This is a genomic window from Klebsiella sp. JB_Kp042 (assembly GCF_040065275.1).
Lineage (GTDB): Bacteria > Pseudomonadota > Gammaproteobacteria > Enterobacterales > Enterobacteriaceae > Klebsiella > Klebsiella quasipneumoniae.
The window spans coordinates 1-19,662 of sequence record NZ_JBEAJL010000100.1 but is presented as its reverse complement, the minus strand read 5'-3'; the positions used below and the strand labels follow the sequence as shown (position 1 = coordinate 19,662).

At 56.8% G+C, this 19,662-nt stretch carries 17 protein-coding genes and 2 rRNA genes; 9 read left to right on the top strand and 10 right to left on the bottom strand.

Annotated features, from left to right (window positions below; genetic code table 11):
* Positions 1-137: 137 nt before the first annotated feature.
* The 4 genes from rseC to rpoE are packed head-to-tail and all read right to left on the bottom strand — an operon-like array spanning position 138 to position 2,828.
* Positions 138-617 carry a SoxR-reducing system protein RseC gene (gene rseC / locus ABLV54_RS21230; RefSeq protein WP_004201822.1) on the bottom strand — a complete coding sequence of 160 codons (480 nt, stop codon included), beginning with the start codon at positions 615-617 and terminating at the stop codon, positions 138-140.
* The gene (gene rseB / locus ABLV54_RS21225; RefSeq protein ID WP_004201821.1) at positions 614-1,570 is read right to left on the bottom strand and encodes a sigma-E factor regulatory protein RseB; all 957 of its coding nucleotides are present in this window, start codon (positions 1,568-1,570) and stop codon (positions 614-616) included. Before rseB ends, rseC begins: the two co-directional genes overlap by 4 nt.
* Positions 1,570-2,220 (bottom strand): anti-sigma-E factor RseA, encoded by a 651-nt coding sequence (gene rseA, locus ABLV54_RS21220; protein WP_032453736.1) that lies wholly within the window; start codon positions 2,218-2,220, stop codon positions 1,570-1,572. The genes rseB and rseA overlap by 1 nt, the downstream gene beginning before the upstream one ends.
* Positions 2,221-2,252: 32 nt before the next feature.
* Complete coding sequence (rpoE, locus tag ABLV54_RS21215) at positions 2,253-2,828, bottom strand: RNA polymerase sigma factor RpoE (protein WP_002914074.1); 576 nt, start codon at positions 2,826-2,828, stop codon at positions 2,253-2,255.
* Between the two features lie 420 nt (positions 2,829-3,248).
* On the opposite strand from rpoE, the gene nadB reads away from it, so the two are divergent.
* A complete protein-coding gene (nadB, locus tag ABLV54_RS21210; protein WP_101881292.1) occupies positions 3,249-4,868 on the top strand; it encodes an L-aspartate oxidase in 1,620 nt (539 codons plus the stop codon).
* On the opposite strand, the gene ABLV54_RS21205 is transcribed toward nadB, so the two are convergent.
* On the bottom strand, positions 4,853-5,590 hold the full coding sequence (locus ABLV54_RS21205) for a tRNA1(Val) (adenine(37)-N6)-methyltransferase (RefSeq protein ID WP_049013876.1): 738 nt from the start codon (positions 5,588-5,590) through the stop codon (positions 4,853-4,855). The two genes, nadB and ABLV54_RS21205, sit on opposite strands and share 16 nt — an antisense overlap.
* Positions 5,591-5,722: 132 nt before the next feature.
* On the opposite strand from ABLV54_RS21205, the gene srmB reads away from it, so the two are divergent.
* A complete protein-coding gene (srmB, locus tag ABLV54_RS21200) occupies positions 5,723-7,054 on the top strand; it encodes an ATP-dependent RNA helicase SrmB (protein WP_032453738.1) in 1,332 nt (443 codons plus the stop codon).
* 45 nt (positions 7,055-7,099) lie between these two features.
* On the opposite strand, the gene grcA is transcribed toward srmB, so the two are convergent.
* Positions 7,100-7,483: an autonomous glycyl radical cofactor GrcA gene (gene grcA / locus ABLV54_RS21195; RefSeq protein ID WP_002914084.1), complete on the bottom strand. Its 384-nt coding sequence runs from the start codon at positions 7,481-7,483 to the stop codon at positions 7,100-7,102.
* Positions 7,484-7,793: 310 nt separating this feature from the next.
* Between grcA and ung the strand changes: the two genes are divergently transcribed.
* The gene (ung, locus tag ABLV54_RS21190; protein ID WP_023290673.1) at positions 7,794-8,483 is read left to right on the top strand and encodes a uracil-DNA glycosylase; all 690 of its coding nucleotides are present in this window, start codon (positions 7,794-7,796) and stop codon (positions 8,481-8,483) included.
* A 55-nt stretch (positions 8,484-8,538) separates the two neighbouring features.
* Here the strand turns inward: ung and ABLV54_RS21185 are convergent, their stop codons facing one another.
* Complete coding sequence (locus ABLV54_RS21185) at positions 8,539-9,624, bottom strand: tRNA/rRNA methyltransferase (RefSeq protein WP_023290674.1); 1,086 nt, start codon at positions 9,622-9,624, stop codon at positions 8,539-8,541.
* Positions 9,625-9,827: 203 nt separating this feature from the next.
* On the opposite strand from ABLV54_RS21185, the gene trxC reads away from it, so the two are divergent.
* The 5 genes from trxC (at position 9,828) to ABLV54_RS21160 (ending at position 15,548) form a co-directional block, all read left to right on the top strand.
* Positions 9,828-10,253 (top strand): thioredoxin TrxC, encoded by a 426-nt coding sequence (trxC, locus tag ABLV54_RS21180; protein ID WP_002914091.1) that lies wholly within the window; start codon positions 9,828-9,830, stop codon positions 10,251-10,253.
* A gap of 69 nt (positions 10,254-10,322) precedes the next feature.
* Positions 10,323-11,021 carry a tRNA-uridine aminocarboxypropyltransferase gene (tapT, locus tag ABLV54_RS21175; RefSeq protein ID WP_044524370.1) on the top strand — a complete coding sequence of 233 codons (699 nt, stop codon included), beginning with the start codon at positions 10,323-10,325 and terminating at the stop codon, positions 11,019-11,021.
* Between the two features lie 34 nt (positions 11,022-11,055).
* Complete coding sequence (gene pat / locus ABLV54_RS21170) at positions 11,056-13,707, top strand: protein lysine acetyltransferase (protein WP_049013875.1); 2,652 nt, start codon at positions 11,056-11,058, stop codon at positions 13,705-13,707.
* Positions 13,708-13,827: 120 nt separating this feature from the next.
* A complete protein-coding gene (pssA, locus tag ABLV54_RS21165) occupies positions 13,828-15,183 on the top strand; it encodes a CDP-diacylglycerol--serine O-phosphatidyltransferase (protein WP_023290677.1) in 1,356 nt (451 codons plus the stop codon).
* A gap of 41 nt (positions 15,184-15,224) precedes the next feature.
* A complete protein-coding gene (locus ABLV54_RS21160; RefSeq protein WP_004201811.1) occupies positions 15,225-15,548 on the top strand; it encodes a YfiM family lipoprotein in 324 nt (107 codons plus the stop codon).
* A 3-nt stretch (positions 15,549-15,551) separates the two neighbouring features.
* On the opposite strand, the gene ABLV54_RS21155 is transcribed toward ABLV54_RS21160, so the two are convergent.
* Positions 15,552-16,850, bottom strand: a complete 1,299-nt coding sequence (locus ABLV54_RS21155) for an MFS transporter (protein WP_023290679.1) — start codon at positions 16,848-16,850, stop codon at positions 15,552-15,554.
* Between the two features lie 80 nt (positions 16,851-16,930).
* On the opposite strand from ABLV54_RS21155, the gene ABLV54_RS21150 reads away from it, so the two are divergent.
* Positions 16,931-17,239 carry a hypothetical protein gene (locus tag ABLV54_RS21150; protein ID WP_192242940.1) on the top strand — a complete coding sequence of 103 codons (309 nt, stop codon included), beginning with the start codon at positions 16,931-16,933 and terminating at the stop codon, positions 17,237-17,239.
* Between the two features lie 52 nt (positions 17,240-17,291).
* Here ABLV54_RS21150 and rrf read toward each other — a convergent pair.
* Both rrf and ABLV54_RS21140 read right to left on the bottom strand, forming a co-directional pair.
* A 5S ribosomal RNA gene (gene rrf / locus ABLV54_RS21145) occupies positions 17,292-17,407 on the bottom strand.
* Between the two features lie 197 nt (positions 17,408-17,604).
* Positions 17,605-19,662, bottom strand: a 23S ribosomal RNA gene (locus ABLV54_RS21140); the annotation flags it as partial.

Below are 19,662 nucleotides of genomic sequence, written 5' to 3'. Positions count from 1 at the left end.
GCCTGACGTTTTTTAATCCGAAAACGCCGCATTCTACACTACATCCTTGAAACCAGGAAATGCTGTTAGATCCAGCATAACCGCAGAAATTGTGGCGTTGTAACAGGAAGGGTAAATAAAGATAAGGGCCAGTGAAATCACTGACCCATGTCGGAGGAAGGCGTTTCGATACGCACCAGATCCGGCGGCAACGCGACGCTCAGAATCACCGGCTGCCACGACTGGCGCGCTGCCAGCTGCGGCGACAGACCGCGCGCCACCAGAAACCCGCCGACGCCGCCCAGCAGCGCGCCGCACAGCGAAGCGATATCGCTGGCAAACAGCACCTGGAAAATCGACGCCATCACAAACAGACCCACCAGCGGCGCCATGTAGACCAACAGCGCCGAACCCAGCAGACTGCTCTCGGCGATCCCCAGCTCCACTTTTTGCCCCGCCGTCAACGGCTGCTCGCAGGGCACGCTGATGGTATGGCTGGTCTGCGGCCCCAGCTTGTTTAATACCCGGCTGCCGCAGCCGGCGCGGGAGGCGCAACTGCTGCAGGAGGCTTTAACGTCGCAGTGCACCTGCGCCACGCCGTTATGCCAGGAAACCACGGTGGCCCACTCTTTGATCATTGTACTGCCTTGAATTTAATGCTGTCTGAGATACGCTTCGCCGTCTGCGGCGGCAGTTCGCCCACCACGGTGATCTCCGCGTTATCGCGTACCGTCGTGCTGACGGTGCGTCGGCCGGTGCGCAACAGCTGGTCGCTGCTGGCCGCGGTGGCGCGGTTGATATTGATCGAGAAGCTGAACAAGCCGTCGGAATAGAGACGTGATTCTACCGGACCATCAAAGGTGGGCAGACGACGCTGGCTGCTGGAGACCTCAGTCATGCCCTGCGGGAGCCACGTTGGCGCCCAGTTGAAGTTGGCTTTGTCGCCCCCTTCAGGCACCGACAGCTGCGGCGGCAAATTCGCTTTCGCCAGCGTCTCCATGCTGGCGCTGACGTTATCGCCAACGTTGAAAGAGACGACCCGGAACTGCTCCAGCGTTTCACCGTCGCGGTCGAGCAAATCGACGCGCAGCGGCAGCTTGGTCTCAGCGTCCAGCCAGGCGATAAAGCTATAGCGCGTGCCGTCGCGAGCCACGACGCGGATCACGTCGCAGAGGCGGTCGGCGATACGGGTACGGCCCACGGAGATAAAATCATAGGCTGCGCTGAGACGTTTGAAATCGCTGTAAACCAACGACGGCAGCGAATCGACGATATAGTCGCCGTTCAGGGTGAACGGATCGAGGCCGGGTTCAAAATAGCTGATTTCCGTACCGCGCAGGACCACTTCCCGGCGCGGACCGTCCAGCTGCAGAAGCTGCGCCAGCGGTTGATTGTTCAGTCGCGCGTGACGATAGCGCAGCGACTCAACGCCTTGTTTGCTGATGCTGACGAAAGACAGCTCATAATTGAGGGACTGGCTGGCCAGGTTCATCTGCTGCAACAACGCCCCGGACGATGTATCAGCCGAGGCGTTGACAGAGAACAACAGACTGCCTGCCATGAGCGACATGGCACACCAAAGTTGCTTCATTACTGCGATTGCGTTCCTAAAGTTTGATAACCCGGCACCTGGACTGCGGCCTGTTGAGTCTGGGCCTGGCCAAACTGAAGCTGCTCAGCGTGCAGGCGGCGCTGCAGTTCGTAGTCCTGCAGCATGGCGTTAATCCGCCGACGCTGTTCCTGGACCTGAGCCTGCTGGCCGCTACCTGCTGATACGTCAGCCGGTACGCCAAGGCTTACCGGGCTCGCTTTACCCATCATCGGCAGCGTATTGAACACCGGCGCCTCTGGCTGCTGAGCGGCATCAGACTGCCCATTATAGTGCTGGACGCCGACGATAACCGCAAGCGATACGCAGGCGGCAACGCCCATCTGGGTCAGTGAGCTGGCCCACGGACGCACTTTGTTCCAGAACGGCATCTGCCGCCACTGGTGCGGTGCGGGCTGAGATTCAGGAATAAGCGGCGCCGTCTGACGAACGGGCTCATTTTCAATGGCGGCCATCACCCGGGCGGAGATATCAAATTGCAGCACCTCTGCGGTATCGCCACGCAGCGTATCGCGGATAAGGTGATAACTCTCCCAGGTTTTTTGCATCTCAGAAGAACGACTCAGCTCGTTGAGCAGTTCGTTATCCAGCGTTTCACCATCCATTAAAGCCGAAAGTTTTTCTTTCTGCATGCCTGATACCCTTTTCCAGTATTCCGCTATCGTCAACGCCTGATAAGCGGTTGAACTTTATTATCAATAGCTTCTCGCGCCCGGAAGATACGCGAACGCACCGTCCCAACCGGACAATCCATGATAGCGGCTATCTCTTCATAGCTTAGGCCATCCAGCTCCCGTAACGTAATTGCCATGCGTAAATCTTCCGGAAGCGATTCAATGGTACGAAAAACTATTTGTCTCAGTTCTTCTGACAACATTAAGTTCTCAGGGTTCGAAATTTCTTTCAACGCCCCGCCGCTTTCGAAGTTTTCCGCCTCGTTGGCGTCAACATCGCTGGACGGCGGACGGCGTCCCTGAGCAACCAGATAATTCTTCGCCGTATTGACGGCGATACGGTATAACCAGGTGTAAAAAGCGCTATCTCCCCGGAAAGAGTCCAGCGCACGCCATGCCTTAACGAACGATTCCTGAACGACGTCAGCGATATCGCCCGGCGGTACATAGCGGGAAACCAGGCTCGCGACCTTATGCTGATAGCGCACTACCAGCAAATTAAACGCTTTCTGATCTCCTTTCTGGACCCGTTCAACAAGGACCTGATCCGTTAACTGCTCGCTCATCCGAGGTAATGTCTCCCCAAACCCAATTCCCATGCGTCTTCAAAACACCACCCAAAATCTGCATTATGAGCAAGCTGACTCTTGGAGTGTATGAAAACAATAAAGTTCCGTTACGCTTTTGTTTTTTGTCTGGCAACGGCGGCAGATCGTTATCAATCATTATATGCCCCGGTTGCTAAACGATAGGTTAGTCAATAAGAAAAAGCGCAGGCCCGTCTGAAGGGTATCGTAACACGGCGTTTATTTCACTATAAAATCCAATGCCATCAACCTGCCACGCGTCTCATTTTCGCTGTGCTCCAGACCGTTTCCGCTCGCCTGCTGTTTAGCCGTCACAACGCCCGTTAAAAAAAATTGTACGATTCCTCACGAGCTGGTGCTATTGTGAGCTAAATGTGTTTAGTAAATTAAACAAAGACGATGAATACCACTCCTGACTTCTCTTGTGATGTGTTGATTATCGGCAGCGGCGCTGCCGGCCTCTCTCTTGCGCTGCGCCTGGCAAAGCACAGTTCGGTGACGGTGTTGAGTAAAGGGCCGATCAGCGAAGGTTCGACGTTCTATGCGCAGGGCGGGATTGCCGCCGTCTTCGACGAGACCGACAGTATTGAATCCCATGTCGAAGATACCCTGATCGCCGGCGCAGGGTTATGCGATCGCCATGCGGTCACCTTCGTCGCCAGCAACGCCAGGCCATGCGTTCAGTGGCTTATCGATCAGGGCGTATTGTTTGACACCCAGGTCCAGGCCAATGGCGAAGAGAGCTATCATCTCACGCGCGAAGGGGGCCACAGCCATCGGCGCATTCTTCACGCCGCCGACGCTACCGGCAAAGCGGTGGAGACGACGCTGGTCGATAAAGCCCTCGCCCATCCCAATATCCGCATCCTTGAGCGCAGCAATGCCGTCGACTTGATCGTATCGGATAAGATTGGCCTGCCGGGCACGCGCCGGGTGGTCGGGGCATGGATCTGGAACCGCAATAAAGAGCGCGTGGAAACCTGCAGCGCGAAGGCGGTGGTGCTCGCCACCGGCGGAGCCGCCAAGGTTTATCAATACACCACTAACCCCGACGTCTCTTCCGGAGACGGTATCGCGATGGCCTGGCGGGCGGGCTGCCGGGTGGCGAATCTGGAATTCAACCAGTTTCACCCCACCGCGCTGTATCATCCGCAGGCGCGCAATTTCCTGCTGACCGAAGCGCTGCGCGGCGAAGGCGCCCACCTTAAACGCCCGGACGGCACCCGCTTTATGCCGGACTTTGACGAACGCGGCGAGTTGGCCCCACGCGATATCGTCGCCCGCGCCATCGATCATGAGATGAAGCGCCTTGGCGTTGACTGTATGTTCCTTGATATCAGCCATAAACCCGAGGCGTTTGTTCGCCAGCACTTCCCGATGATTTACGAAAAGCTGCTCGGTCTGGGAATTGATTTAACCAAAGATCCGGTGCCGGTCGTCCCTGCCGCGCATTACACCTGCGGCGGCGTGATGGTGGATGATAATGGCCGCACCGACGTCGATGGGTTATACGCCATCGGCGAAGTCAGCTATACCGGGCTGCACGGCGCGAACCGTATGGCCTCGAATTCGCTGCTGGAGTGTCTGGTTTACGGCTGGTCCGCCGCAGAAGATATTGCCCGTCGCCTGCCGCTGGCCCAGAAGGTCAGCACCCTGCCGGCGTGGGATGAAAGTCAGGTGGAGATCCCGGATGAACTGGTGGTTATCCAGCATAACTGGCACGAGCTGCGCCTGCTGATGTGGGATTACGTGGGGATTGTGCGCACCACCCGCAGGCTGGAGCGCGCCCTGCGGCGCATTACCATGCTGCAGCAGGAGCTGGATGAGTATTACGCCCGCTTCCGCGTCTCGAATAATCTGCTGGAGCTGCGCAATCTGGTGCAGGTGGCGGAACTTATCGTACGCTGCGCGATGTTGCGCAAAGAGAGCCGGGGACTGCATTACACCCTCGACTATCCGCAGCCGCTGCCGAACAGCGGTCCGTCGATATTGTCGCCCCTGGCTCACATAAAGAGATAAAAATCCTCGGTCAGAGCGGTAAAGCCTTCTGAATACTGCTGCTCTGGCCCGCGGATCGCCAGCCTGTCGCTGAAACACTCCCCCGCCGTCGGGGAGAAAGCCAGCAGCACCCGATGCGGCGGCCGCAGCTCGGTCTCCGCCACGTCAGTGCGCAGTCGCAGGTGCCAGCCCATCGCGGTTGCCCGTTCGATAAACGCATTTCCGATATCGACCGGCAGCACCACGCAAAAAAAGCCTTCTTCGGTGATATGCTCAGCGGCACAGGTCAGTAGAGAAGCGTGATCGAGCGTCGTGGTATACCGCGCCTGCTCCCGCTGCGAGGTGGCGCAAGGCACCCCTTCCGCAAAAAAGGGCGGGTTACTGATTATCAGTTGATAGCGTCGGGTCTGCGGCGGCTGCCACTGATGAATATCGGCCTGACAGACCTCAACCCGCGAAGCCCATGGCGACGCAAGGGCATTTTCCTGCGCCTGGGCGGCGGCCTCCTCATCCAGTTCGACCGCATCGACACGCACATCATCGCCGGTACGCTGCGCGAGCATTAGCGCCAGCAAGCCGCTGCCGGCGCCAATATCCAGCACATGTTTCACCCCGGCAATCGGCGCCCAGGCGCCGAGCAAAATGCCGTCGGTACCCACCTTCATCGCGCAACGATCGTGGGCGACAAAAAACTGTTTGAAGGTAAAACCATTGCGCGGCAGCGCAAACTTCGACTGAGACATCCTCAATAACCTTGCCGACAAAAAACTCCTGAACGTAAGGCTATGCACAATACCGGAGAACAGATAGCCTTACAAACAGATGAACATTACGTCAGTAACGTCTATAATCGGCGGCCCACTCAGAGGTAGAACATGACTGTAACGACTTTTTCCGAACTTGAACTCGATGAAAACCTGCTGGAAGCCCTCCAGGATAAAGGTTTCACTCGCCCGACAGCCATTCAGGCCGCCGCTATTCCGCCTGCGCTCGATGGCCGTGACATTCTCGGTTCAGCGCCGACCGGCACCGGTAAAACGGCGGCGTATCTGCTGCCAGCGTTGCAGCACCTGCTCGATTTCCCGCGTAAGAAATCCGGCCCGCCGCGTATTCTTATCCTGACGCCGACCCGTGAGCTGGCGATGCAGGTGGCTGACCACGCCCGCGAGCTGGCGAAGCATACCCATCTGGATATCGCCACCATTACCGGCGGCGTAGCCTACATGAACCACGCGGAAGTGTTCAGCGAAAACCAGGACATCGTGGTCGCCACCACTGGTCGCCTGCTGCAGTATATAAAAGAAGAGAACTTCGACTGCCGCGCCGTCGAGACCCTGATCCTCGATGAAGCCGACCGCATGCTGGACATGGGCTTTGCGCAGGATATCGAAACCATCGCTGGTGAAACCCGCTGGCGCAAGCAGACCATGCTGTTCTCCGCGACGCTGGAAGGCGATGCGATCAAAGACTTCGCTGAGCGCCTGCTGGAAGAGCCGGTTGAAGTTTCCGCTACCCCGTCGACTCGCGAGCGTAAGAAAATCCATCAATGGTACTATCGCGCGGACGATATCGAACATAAGACCAGGCTGCTGGTGAATCTGCTGCAACAGCCGGAAGCTACCCGCGCTATCGTCTTTGTGCGCAAGCGCGAGCGCGTGCATGAGCTGGCCAACTGGCTGCGTGAAGCGGGGATTAACACCTGCTGGCTGGAAGGCGAGATGGTGCAGGCCAAGCGTAATGAAGCCATTAAGCGTCTGACCGACGGCCGCGTAAACGTGCTGATCGCCACCGACGTCGCCGCCCGCGGTATCGATATTCCGGACGTCAGCCACGTCTTTAACTTCGATATGCCGCGCACCGCCGACATCTATCTGCACCGTATTGGTCGTACCGGCCGTGCAGGTAAGAAAGGCACCGCGATTTCGCTGGTTGAAGCGCACGATCACCTGCTGCTGGGCAAGATCGGCCGCTACGTTGAAGAACCGCTGAAAGCTCGCGTGATTGATGAATTGCGACCCAAAACCCGCGCGCCAAGCGAGAAGTTGACCGGTAAACCATCGAAGAAAGTGCTGGCGAAACGCGCCGAGAAAAAAGAGAAAGAAAAAGAGAAGCCGCGGGTGAAGAAGCGCCACCGCGATACGAAAAATATCGGTAAGCGCCGGAAGCCAAGCGCGACCGGGACGCCATCAGCGTCGAGCGAAGAGTAAAAAAAACGCCGGGATATCCCGGCGTTTTCACATCTGGCGTTAGCTTTACAGGCTTTCGGTAAAGGTACGAGCGATAACGTCGCGCTGCTGTTCCGGAGTCAGGGAGTTGAAGCGTACCGCGTAGCCGGAAACACGAATGGTCAGCTGCGGGTATTTTTCCGGATGCTCAACCGCGTCCAGCAGGGTTTCGCGACGCAGCACGTTAACGTTCAGGTGTTGACCGCCTTCCACGCGAACTTCTGGTTTCACGTCTACCGGGATTTCACGGTATTCGATTTCACCCAGTTTGCTGACCGCCACCACGTCATCTTCCGCAAAACCACCTTTGGCGCACAGGCAACGCGCTTCGCCTTTTTCGCTATCCAGCAGCCAGAAAGAGTTCAGCAGGTCGTCGTTTGCCGCTTTAGTAATTTGGATACCAGTAATCATTTGATGCCTCCCAGGCAGTGTTTATTCGATTTTGGCCTCTTCGCGGCCAATTGGTAAAACCATTGTTGTATGAGTGTATATATATCAGCCGCACCCTCGGCATTCTTTGATGTAAATCAACAAAAACCACTCACTCTAAGTGGGTATGCAAGGATTTTATTGTTTTACATCAAGTTACGCTATAAGCCGCTATAAATAATTTTGTAAATTTTCAATTTTTTTGCATAAAGGCCCGCGTCAAGCCGTGCCGATTTTGTTCTGTAGAAAGAAGCCGTTAAGCTATAGCGATGACCCTTTGCAGGAGAGCAAGATGACCACCCCTTTAACCTGGCATGACGTGCTGGCGGATGAAAAGCAACAACCCTATTTTCTCAATACTCTGAAGACCGTTGCCGAAGAGCGCCAGTCCGGGATCACCATCTATCCACCGCAAAAAGATGTCTTTAATGCGTTTCGCTTTACCGAACTGGGCGATGTCAAAGTCGTCATTCTCGGTCAGGACCCCTATCACGGCCCGGGGCAAGCCCACGGTCTGGCGTTCTCGGTTCGCCCCGGCGTCGCTATCCCGCCCTCGCTGCTGAATATGTACAAAGAGCTGGAGGCCACTATCCCTGGCTTTACCCGCCCTACCCATGGTTACCTGGAAAGCTGGGCGCGCCAGGGGGTGCTCCTGCTTAATACGGTCCTGACCGTCCGCGCCGGGCAGGCGCACTCGCACGCCAGCCTCGGCTGGGAGACGTTTACCGATAAGGTAATCGCGTTAATCAATGAGCACTGCGAGGGGGTGGTCTTTCTGCTGTGGGGCTCCCATGCGCAGAAGAAAGGCGCGATTATCGATCGCCAGCGCCACTGCGTACTGAAGGCGCCGCACCCTTCACCGCTCTCCGCGCATCGCGGCTTCTTTGGCAGCAACCATTTCGTGCAAACCAATCAGTGGCTGGCCGATCGCGGCGAAGCGCCGATTGACTGGATGCCGGTCCTTCCCGCCGAAAGCGAGTGATCGACAGCCATAAAAAAAGCCAGCATCAGCTGGCTTTTGTATTCAGGGACAGGTATTACGCCTTGTTCTGACGCCACCATTCCGCCAGCAGGACGCCGGTCGCCACAGAGACGTTCAGGCTTTCGACATTGCCGGTACCATCGATGGCGACGCTGAGGTCCGCGCTGGAGATGGCTGCATCCGACAGGCCATCGCGCTCCTGGCCTAACACCAGCACCATTTTCTTCGGCAGCTCGGCTTTAAACAGCGGGGTACCATTATGGCTGGAGGTCGAGACAATCGCGTAGCCCGCCTGACGGAACTGATCCAGAGTATCGATGAAGCTGTCGCCGGTGATCGGTTCAACATGTTCCGCACCGCCTTCCGCCGTACGGATCGCCGCGCCGGACTCCAGCACGCCGGCATCCTGAACCACAACACCCTTCACGCCGAAGTGCGCGCAGCTGCGCATGATCGCCCCGAGATTGTGCGGGTTACCCACGTCCTCTAGCGCCAGAACGCAATCTTCTTCTGCGGCCTTCGCGACCCACTGAGCAACAGACGTACCGTGGCGTTTTTTGATCAGGAAGCAGACGCCGCCGTGGTGATCGGTCCCGGAGGCTTTCGCCAGCTCGGCTTCATCAACCACATGATAGGCTTTACGGTTAGCCGCCATCCAGCGCAGCGCCTCTTTAAAGCGCGGCGTCACGCTCTGGATAAACCAGGCGCGGACAATGGCTTCCGGTCGGCTCTGGAACAGGGCCTGACAGGCGTTTTCACCATACACGCGGGTCTCTTCCGCACGCTGGCGACGCAGTACTTCCGGATCGATAAAGCTCTTCCCGCTGATCCCGCCGTGATCTTCTTTTACCGGCGTCTCGTCGCCAGGAGCGCGAGAAACGGTACGCCACGGGGACGCATCGTCACGATTAAAATCATCGCGCTTGCGCTCATCACGCTTGCGGTCATCGCGTTTACGATCGTCACCGCGGCTGTTTCGTTCGTCACGCGCAGGGCGGCTGCGGCCGTCAACACGAGATTTTCCTGGACGACCTCCCCCTTTCCCGGTACGTGGGTTATGGGTGCGTTTGTCAGAATCATCATCACTGCGGACATACATCACTTTGACCTTGCCGCTTTTATTTTTCAGTTCGTCGCTCATCAATTTTCTCCACCTGCGCTGCGCGAAGCGCGCAGATTACCCGATGTGTCATCGCTTCGCCATGATTTCGTTTAAAAGACGGCCTCTATTGCACTCATCGAACAAAACGCATTGTCCTTAAATAACACTTAATCGATAATATGTAACATCACAGAAACATATCGGCCACGTGCCACGTTGCAACCCATAACCAGAGGTTAGTTATGAATACCGTTTGTGCCAGTTGTCAGGCTCTGAACCGCCTCCCGGACGATCGTAGCGCGGATGGCGCAAAGTGCGGACGCTGCGGTCACGATCTTTTTGATGGCGACGTCATCAACGCGACCGGGGCAACGCTGGATAAACTCTTAAAGGACGATCTGCCGGTCGTTGTCGATTTCTGGGCGCCATGGTGCGGTCCCTGCCGCAGCTTCGCGCCGATCTTTGAGGACGTCGCGGAAGAGCGTAGCGGGAAGATGCGTTTTGTGAAAGTTAACACCGAAGCGGAACGTGAGCTTAGCGCACGGTTTCGTATCCGCAGCATCCCGACCATTATGATGTTCAAAAATGGCGAAGTGATCGACATGCTCAATGGCGCGGTGCCAAAAGCGCCATTTGATAGCTGGCTGAACGAAGCCGGACAGCAGTAATCCCTCCGGGGCACCGCTTGTGCCCCGTTTTCGCCTCTGCGACAATAGCGTTTTTCACTAGCGACTCCCATGACTGATAACGCTGTCCTTCGCCTGCGCGCCGAACGTCTCGCGCGAGCCACCCGCCCTTTCCTTGCTCGCGGCAACCGCATCCGCCGCTGCCAGCGCTGTCTGCTGCCGCTCAAGCAGTGCCTGTGCGCCACGTTAACGCCGGCGCAGGCCACCAGCCGTTTCTGCCTGGTGATGTTTGATACGGAGCCGATGAAGCCCAGCAACACCGGCCGGCTCATCGCCGATATTCTGCCGAATACCGAGGCTTATCAATGGTCGAGAACCGAGCCGCCGCAGGGGCTGCTCGATCTGGTCGCCCATCCCGATTACCAGCCGATGGTGGTGTTCCCCGCCTCCTACGCCGCACCGGAGCGCCAGGTCCTGAGCGCGCCACCGTCCGGCAAACCGCCGCTGTTTATCATGCTCGACGGCACCTGGACCGAAGCGCGTAAAATGTTCCGTAAGAGCCCTTATCTGGACGCGCTGCCGATCATCTCCGTCGATCTGTCGCGCATCTCAGCCTACCATCTGCGCGAGGCGCACGCCGACGGACAATATTGTACCGCGGAAGTGGCCATCGCCCTGCTGGATCTGGCGGGCGATGCGCCGGCCGCCGCAGCGCTTGGCGAACACTTCACCCGCTTCCGGACCCGCTACCTGGCGGGAAAAACCCAGCATAAGGGCAGTATCACAGCGGGCCAGGCGGAAAACGTTTAAAATCATTCGGTCACTGGGATGAAAGGAGACCGGTATGAGCCAACGAGGCCTGGAAGCGCTGCTGCGACCAAAATCCATCGCCGTTATTGGCGCATCAATGAAGCCGCAGCGCGCTGGCTATCTCATGATGCGCAACCTGCTAGCCGGCGGCTTCAATGGCCCGGTACTGCCGGTGACCCCCGCCTGGAAGGCGGTGCTTGGGGTGCTGGCGTGGCCCACCATCGAGAAGCTGCCGTTTACGCCGGATCTGGCGGTGCTTTGTACCAACGCGCGACGTAATCTCGAGTTGCTCGAAGCCCTGGGGCAGAAAGGCTGCAAGACCTGCATCATCCTCTCTTCGCAGCCGGAACAGTATCCGGCGCTGCTCGAATGCGCTGCACGCTATCAGATGCGCCTGCTCGGCCCAAACAGCCTGGGGCTGCTGGCGCCGTGGCAAGGCCTGAACGCCAGCTTTTCGCCGGTCGCGATCCACCGCGGTAAACTGGCCTTTATCTCGCAGTCGGCCGCCGTCTCCAACACCATCCTTGACTGGGCGCAACAGCGCGAGATGGGGTTTTCCTACTTCATCGCGCTGGGCGATAGCCTGGATATAGATGTCGATGACCTGTTGGACTTTCTGGCCCGCGACAGCAAAACCAGCGCCATTTTGCTTTACCTTGAGCATCTCAGCGACGCGCGCCGGTTTGTCTCCGCCGCGCGCAGCGCCTCGCGAAACAAGCCAATCCTGGTGATAAAAAGCGGCCGTAGTCCCGCGGCGCAGAAACTGTTGCACGTCAATTCAGGGATGGATCCGGCATGGGATGCGGCCATCCAGCGTGCTGGTCTGCTGCGGGTCCAGGATACCCATGAGCTGTTCTCCGCCGTAGAAACCCTGAGCCATATGCGCCCGCTGCGCGGTGAAAAACTGATGATCGTCAGCAACGGCGCGGCGCCGGCGGCGCTGGCGCTGGATGAGCTTTGGTTGCGTAACGGTAAGCTGGCGACCCTCAGCGAGGAGACGCGCGACGCCCTGCGCCAGGCGCTGCCGGGCGGCGTTGAGATCGCCAACCCACTGGATCTACGCGATGACGCCAGCAGCGAACACTATCAGCGGGCGGTGAATATTCTGCTTAACAGCCAGGACTACGACGCGCTGCTGGTGATCCACTCGCCCAGCGCCGCCGCGCCGGGCACCGAGAGCGCCCTGGCGCTGATAGACGCCCTGAAGCACCATCCGCGTGGCAAATATGTCACCGTGCTGACCAACTGGTGCGGCGAATTCTCTTCCCAGGAGGCGCGACGGCTGTTCAGCGATGCCGGCCTTCCCACCTACCGTACGCCGGAGGGCACCATCACCGCCTTTATGCATATGGTCGAGTACCGCCGTAACCAGAAACAGCTGCGCGAGACTCCAGTGCTGCCGGACTCGTTAACCGCCAATACCAGCGAAGCGCATGCTCTGCTCCAGCAAGCGATAGATGACGGCGCCACCACGCTGGATACCCACGAGGTCAGCCCGGTGCTCCGGGCCTACGGTATCCACACACTGCCAACCTGGATCGCCGCTGACAGCGCGGAAGCGGTGCATATCGCTGAGCAGATAGGCTATCCGGTTGCGTTGAAGCTGCGTTCCCCGGATATTCCGCACAAATCAGAAGTACAGGGGGTCATGTTGTATCTGCGTACCGCGGCAGAAGTACAGCAGGCAGCGGATGCGATGATCGATCGCGTCAGGCTGGCCTGGCCCCAGGCGCGCATTCATGGCCTGCTGGTGCAGAGTATGGCCAATCGCGCCGGCGCCCAGGAGCTGAGAGTGGTGGTTGAGCACGATCCCCTCTTCGGCCCGTTGATTATGCTGGGCGAAGGCGGCGTGGAGTGGCGGGCCGAGGACCAGGCCGCTGTGGCGCTGCCGCCGCTGAATATGAACCTGGCGCGTTATCTGGTGATCCAGGCGATCAAAAATAAGAAGATCCGCGGCCGCAGCGCATTGCGACCGCTGGATATCGCAGGCTTAAGCCAGCTGCTGGTTCAGGTCTCGAACCTGATCGTCGACTGCCCGGAGATCCAGCGGCTGGATATTCACCCCCTGCTCGCCTCCGGCAATGAGTTTACGGCGCTGGACGTTACCCTGGGGCTTGCTCCCTTTAGCGGCGACAGTGAAAGCCGTCTCGCTATTCGTCCCTATCCGCACCAGCTGGAGGAGTGGGTGGTGATGAAAAATGGCGATCGCTGTCTGTTCCGGCCGATCCTTCCGGAAGATGAACCGCAGTTGCTCGCGTTTATCGCTCAGGTCACCAAAGAAGATCTCTATTATCGCTATTTTAGTGAGATCAACGAATTTACCCATGACGACTTAGCCAATATGACCCAGATCGACTACGATCGAGAAATGGCGTTCGTCGCCGTCAGGACCACCGCGGAACAGAGCGAGATCCTCGGCGTGACGCGGGCGATCTCCGACCCTGACAATATTGATGCCGAGTTTGCTGTGCTGGTCCGTTCAGATTTGAAAGGGTTAGGCCTGGGGCGAAGGCTGCTGGAAAAGCTGATCGCCTATACGCAAAGCCATGGCCTGCAACGGCTGAATGGGATTACGATGCCGAATAACCGAGGCATGATCGGCCTCGCCAGAAAGCTGGGATTCACCGTTGATATTCAGCTGGAAGATGGGATTGTCAGTCTGTCGCTGCCCCTGAATCAGGGATAATCGCGCGACGCTGACCGCAATTGTTGACCACATTAGCGGGTAGTAATGGTATTATTGCCCGCTTACGTCGTCTGCATGGTACAGAAGACCCTTCAATAAACAGAGAAGAAACGCACTGTGATGTTGTCAAAATTTAAGCGTAATAAACATCAACAACACCTTGCCCAACTCCCTAAGCTTTCTCAGTCAGTTGATGATGTAGAGTTCTTTTACGCCCCTGCGGATTTCAGGGAAGCGTTACTGACCCGGATTGCCAACGCCACTCAGCGTATATGCATTATTGCGCTCTACCTGGAGCAAGATGATGGCGGAAAAGGAATTTTGCAGGCCCTTTATGACGCCAAACGTCAGCGTCCGCAACTGGATGTTCGCGTCCTCGTTGACTGGCACCGCGCTCAACGTGGCCGTATCGGCGCCGCCGCCTCCAACACCAATGCTGACTGGTATTGTCGGATGGCCAATGAAAATCCGGGCGTAGAGATCCCCGTTTACGGCGTGCCGATTAACACCCGGGAGGCGCTCGGCGTTCTCCATTTCAAAGGCTTTATTATCGATGACTGCGTCCTCTACAGCGGCGCCAGCCTGAACGATGTTTATCTGCATCAGCATGATAAGTACCGCTATGACCGCTATCAGTGCATCCGTAACGGCAAAATGGCGGACGTCATGTTCGACTGGGTCGACAATAATCTGGTTCAGGGACGCGGCGTGAATCGTCTCGACAGACCGGATCGGCCAAAAAGTCCGGAAATCAAAAACGATATTCGCCAGTACCGTCAGGAGCTGCGCGACCGCAGCTACCATTTTGTCGGCACCGCCGGTGACGAAGAACTCTCCGTCACCCCGCTGGTAGGCCTGGGGAAATCCAGCCTGCTGAACAAAACTATCTTTCACCTGATGCCCTGTGCCGAGCACAAGTTAACGATCTGCACCCCCTACTTCAACCTTCCTGCCGTGCTGGTAAGAAATATCATCCAGCTGCTGCGCGATGGTAAACAGGTGGAGATTATTGTCGGCGATAAAACCGCTAACGATTTCTATATTCCGGAAGATCAGCCGTTTAAAATCATCGGCGCGCTTCCTTATCTGTATGAGATCAACCTGCGGCGTTTCCTCAGCCGGCTGCAGTATTATGTGAATACCGATCAGCTGATCGTCCGCCTGTGGAAGGATGACGATAACAGCTACCACCTGAAGGGTATGTGGGTTGACGACGAGTGGATGCTGCTCACCGGCAACAACCTTAACCCGCGCGCCTGGCGACTCGATCTGGAAAATGCCATTCTGATCCACGATCCAAAGCAGCAGCTGGGAGCCATGCGGGAGAAAGAGCTGAAGCTCATCCGCACCCACACCACGGTGGTGAAACATTATCGGGATCTGCAAAGTATTGCCGACTATCCGGTGAAAGTGCGTAAACTGATCCGCCGACTGCGGCGGATCCGCATTGACCGGCTGATCAGCCGTATTCTCTGACAATCAGCCCCGCCTCGACGGGGCTTTTTTCTGGAAGCGCTATGCGTACGATAATCGTGATTGCTTCGCTGATGTTAACGGGCTGCAGCCACATGGCAAATGATGCATGGTCCGGTCAGGACAAAGCCCAGCATTTTCTGGCCTCGGCGATGCTGTCTGCCGCCGGCAATGAATATGCGCAACATCAGGGTTACAGCCGGGACCGCAGCGCTGCTATCGGCCTGATGTTTTCCGTCAGCCTCGGCGCCTCAAAAGAGCTTTGGGACAGCCGCCCGGCAGGCAGCGGCTGGAGCTGGAAGGATTTCGCCTGGGATGTAGCCGGCGCGACCACCGGCTACGCTGTTTGGCAACTGGCGCACCAGTAACGGCTAAAGACGCAGGCCTTTGCCTTTGCGATGCAGCATCAGGGAGACCAGGAAGGCGATGGCCGCCATCACCGTCACGTACCAGTAGAACGCGTGCTCTATCCCCGCCGATTTCAGCGACAGCGCGACATATTCCGCCGAGCCGCCAAACAGGGCATTCGCGACGGCATAGGACAGCCCTACCCCAAGCGCGCGAACCTGCGCCGGGAACATCTCGGCCTTCAGGATGCCGCTGATCGAGGTATAGAAACTGACAATCAGCAAGGCGCAGATCACCAGGCCGAAGGCAGCATAGGGTGAGCTCACTTTTTGCAAGGCGCTCAGGATAGGCACGGTAAATAATGTCGCCAGCACGCCAAAGCACAGCATGGAGGTACGGCGGCCAACTTTATCCGAAAAGGCGCCGAACAGCGGTTGAACCAGCATATAAACGAACAGCGCCGCGGTCATGATCACGCTGGCGGTGCTGGCCGTCATGCCCGCCGTGTTGACCAGATACTTTTGCATATAGGTAGTAAAGGTATAGAAGGTCAGCGATCCGGCGGCAGTAAAGCCCAACACCATCACGAAAGCCCGGCGATTACGCCACAACCCTTTAAATGAGCCAGCCTCTTTCAGCGCCCGGGTCTCCTGCTTCGAGGTTTCGTCCAGCTGGCGACGCAGCCACAGCGCGACGATAGCCAGTACTGCCCCGAGAGCAAAAGGAATACGCCATCCCCAGGCATGCAAATCTTCGTCGCTCAGCACCTGCTGGAGCGCCACGACCACTAATACCGCCAGCAGTTGACCGCCAATTAACGTGACGTACTGGAAAGAGGCATAGAAGCCTTTCTTTCCTTCAATCGCCACTTCACTCATATAGGTCGCGCTGGTGCCATATTCTCCACCGACCGACAGCCCCTGAAACAGACGGGCCAACAGCAGCAGCGCCGGAGCCCAGGTGCCGATGACCGCGTAGCCCGGCAGGCAGGCAATCACCAGTGAACCAAAGCACATCATACAGACCGAAATAAGCATGGAAGCTTTACGTCCGCGGCGGTCGGCGATCCGACCAAACAGCCACCCACCGATAGGACGCATCAGAAATCCGGCGGCGAATACGCCTGCCGTTTGTAAAAGTTGAGTGGTGGTATTTCCGGAGGGAAAGAAGATATGGGCAAAATAGAGCGAGCAGAATGAGTAGACATAAAAATCAAACCACTCAACCAGATTTCCCGAGGAAGCGCCAACAATTGCCCAAATACGACGACGGGTATCGGCCTGCTCCGGCGCGGCCCGTTCGGTAATGCTACTCTCTGTCATTGTTATATTGCTCCAGCAAAGACTGCAGTCTGTCTTGTCGGGCGTACCACGTCACGCAGACAAATTAGTTAGTAAACTAAATGTTATATAATTGTTATATCTTTATATGTGATTGCATTCACATTTTTTTTCGCAAGCACGGTTTTCGCGATCAACGCCAGCGCAGAGGCAAGGAAAAAGTGGATTATGGCGAAGGGTTTGCCATGACGGGGTTTTATGTTGCTTTGAATGAAGATAATGGTGCGGGTATGGCGGGATTTTCCCCGGAGGCGGTGCTGCGCACCTTGTCCGGGCTACGGATCCGTAGCCCCGGTAAGCGCAGCGCCAGCGGGGAGGCGTACCCCACACAGCAAAAAACCCCGCACCTTTCGGGACGGGGTTCTTTTTAAACGCAAAAACAAAAAGCTCAGTCTTTCGACTGAGCTTTCTGCTTTATTTGATGCCTGGCAGTTCCCTACTCTCACATGGGGAGACCCCACACTACCATCGGCGCTACGGCGTTTCACTTCTGAGTTCGGCATGGGGTCAGGTGGGACCACCGCGCTAGTGCCGCCAGGCAAATTCTTTGTGCTCAGTACGCAATTCTTTATCGCATCAGCTGCGTTGCCTGCGCTCGCAAAGTCAGTCACATACTTCAGTATGCTCCTTCCTTTCCTTCGCTTGTCGCCTTGCTGCTGCGCAAATTATTGCGTACTCAACTCTGAATCTAAGCTGAAAATCTTCTCTCAATCCGCCAAAACATCTTCGGCGTTGTAAGGTTAAGCCTCACGGTTCATTAGTACCGGTTAGCTCAACGCATCGCTGCGCTTACACACCCGGCCTATCAACGTCGTCGTCTTCAACGTTCCTTCAGGAGACTTAAAGTCTCAGGGAGAACTCATCTCGGGGCAAGTTTCGTGCTTAGATGCTTTCAGCACTTATCTCTTCCGCATTTAGCTACCGGGCAGTGCCATTGGCATGACAACCCGAACACCAGTGATGCGTCCACTCCGGTCCTCTCGTACTAGGAGCAGCCCCCCTCAATTCTCCAGCGCCCACGGCAGATAGGGACCGAACTGTCTCACGACGTTCTAAACCCAGCTCGCGTACCACTTTAAATGGCGAACAGCCATACCCTTGGGACCTACTTCAGCCCCAGGATGTGATGAGCCGACATCGAGGTGCCAAACACCGCCGTCGATATGAACTCTTGGGCGGTATCAGCCTGTTATCCCCGGAGTACCTTTTATCCGTTGAGCGATGGCCCTTCCATTCAGAACCACCGGATCACTATGACCTGCTTTCGCACCTGCTCGCGCCGTCACGCTCGCAGTCAAGCTAGCTTATGCCATTGCACTAACCTCCTGATGTCCGACCAGGATTAGCTAACCTTCGTGCTCCTCCGTTACGCTTTGGGAGGAGACCGCCCCAGTCAAACTACCCACCAGACACTGTCCGCAACCCCGATTAGGGGCCCACGTTAGAACATCAAACATTAAAGGGTGGTATTTCAAGGTTGGCTCCACGCAGACTGGCGTCCACGCTTCAAAGCCTCCCACCTATCCTACACATCAAGGCTCAATGTTCAGTGTCAAGCTATAGTAAAGGTTCACGGGGTCTTTCCGTCTTGCCGCGGGTACACTGCATCTTCACAGCGAGTTCAATTTCACTGAGTCTCGGGTGGAGACAGCCTGGCCATCATTACGCCATTCGTGCAGGTCGGAACTTACCCGACAAGGAATTTCGCTACCTTAGGACCGTTATAGTTACGGCCGCCGTTTACCGGGGCTTCGATCAAGAGCTTCTCCTTACGGATAACCCCATCAATTAACCTTCCGGCACCGGGCAGGCGTCACACCGTATACGTCCACTTTCGTGTTTGCACAGTGCTGTGTTTTTAATAAACAGTTGCAGCCAGCTGGTATCTTCGACTGGTCTCAGCTCCATCCGCAGGGACTTCACCTACACACCAGCGTGCCTTCTCCCGAAGTTACGGCACCATTTTGCCTAGTTCCTTCACCCGAGTTCTCTCAAGCGCCTTGGTATTCTCTACCTGACCACCTGTGTCGGTTTGGGGTACGATTTGATGTTACCTGATGCTTAGAGGCTTTTCCTGGAAGCAGGGCATTTGTTACTTCAGCACCGTAGTGCCTCGTCATCACACCTCAGCCTTGATTATCCGGATTTGCCTGGATAACCAGCCTACATGCTTAAACCGGGACAACCGTCGCCCGGCTAACATAGCCTTCTCCGTCCCCCCTTCGCAGTAACACCAAGTACAGGAATATTAACCTGTTTCCCATCGACTACGCCTTTCGGCCTCGCCTTAGGGGTCGACTCACCCTGCCCCGATTAACGTTGGACAGGAACCCTTGGTCTTCCGGCGAGCGGGCTTTTCACCCGCTTTATCGTTACTTATGTCAGCATTCGCACTTCTGATACCTCCAGCAACCCTCACAGGTCACCTTCGCAGGCTTACAGAACGCTCCCCTACCCAACAACACATCGTGTCGCTGCCGCAGCTTCGGTGCATGGTTTAGCCCCGTTACATCTTCCGCGCAGGCCGACTCGACCAGTGAGCTATTACGCTTTCTTTAAATGATGGCTGCTTCTAAGCCAACATCCTGGCTGTCTGTGCCTTCCCACATCGTTTCCCACTTAACCATGACTTTGGGACCTTAGCTGGCGGTCTGGGTTGTTTCCCTCTTCACGACGGACGTTAGCACCCGCCGTGTGTCTCCCGTGATAACATTCTTCGGTATTCGTAGTTTGCATCGGGTTGGTAAGTCGGGATGACCCCCTAGCCGAAACAGTGCTCTACCCCCGAAGATGA

Coding starts and splice junctions, on each gene's coding strand:
- pssA (WP_023290677.1), top strand. CDS start 13,828: ATGTTGTCAAAATTTAAGCGTAATAAACATCAACAACACCTTGCCCAA.
- rseA (WP_032453736.1), bottom strand. CDS start 2,220: ATGCAGAAAGAAAAACTTTCGGCTTTAATGGATGGTGAAACGCTGGAT.
- ABLV54_RS21185 (WP_023290674.1), bottom strand. CDS start 9,624: ATGAGCGACGAACTGAAAAATAAAAGCGGCAAGGTCAAAGTGATGTAT.
- rpoE (WP_002914074.1), bottom strand. CDS start 2,828: ATGAGCGAGCAGTTAACGGATCAGGTCCTTGTTGAACGGGTCCAGAAA.
- srmB (WP_032453738.1), top strand. CDS start 5,723: ATGACTGTAACGACTTTTTCCGAACTTGAACTCGATGAAAACCTGCTG.
- ung (WP_023290673.1), top strand. CDS start 7,794: ATGACCACCCCTTTAACCTGGCATGACGTGCTGGCGGATGAAAAGCAA.
- rseC (WP_004201822.1), bottom strand. CDS start 617: ATGATCAAAGAGTGGGCCACCGTGGTTTCCTGGCATAACGGCGTGGCG.
- trxC (WP_002914091.1), top strand. CDS start 9,828: ATGAATACCGTTTGTGCCAGTTGTCAGGCTCTGAACCGCCTCCCGGAC.
- pat (WP_049013875.1), top strand. CDS start 11,056: ATGAGCCAACGAGGCCTGGAAGCGCTGCTGCGACCAAAATCCATCGCC.
- ABLV54_RS21155 (WP_023290679.1), bottom strand. CDS start 16,850: ATGACAGAGAGTAGCATTACCGAACGGGCCGCGCCGGAGCAGGCCGAT.
- nadB (WP_101881292.1), top strand. CDS start 3,249: ATGAATACCACTCCTGACTTCTCTTGTGATGTGTTGATTATCGGCAGC.
- grcA (WP_002914084.1), bottom strand. CDS start 7,483: ATGATTACTGGTATCCAAATTACTAAAGCGGCAAACGACGACCTGCTG.
- tapT (WP_044524370.1), top strand. CDS start 10,323: ATGACTGATAACGCTGTCCTTCGCCTGCGCGCCGAACGTCTCGCGCGA.
- ABLV54_RS21160 (WP_004201811.1), top strand. CDS start 15,225: ATGCGTACGATAATCGTGATTGCTTCGCTGATGTTAACGGGCTGCAGC.
- rseB (WP_004201821.1), bottom strand. CDS start 1,570: ATGAAGCAACTTTGGTGTGCCATGTCGCTCATGGCAGGCAGTCTGTTG.
- ABLV54_RS21150 (WP_192242940.1), top strand. CDS start 16,931: ATGTTATATAATTGTTATATCTTTATATGTGATTGCATTCACATTTTT.
- ABLV54_RS21205 (WP_049013876.1), bottom strand. CDS start 5,590: ATGTCTCAGTCGAAGTTTGCGCTGCCGCGCAATGGTTTTACCTTCAAA.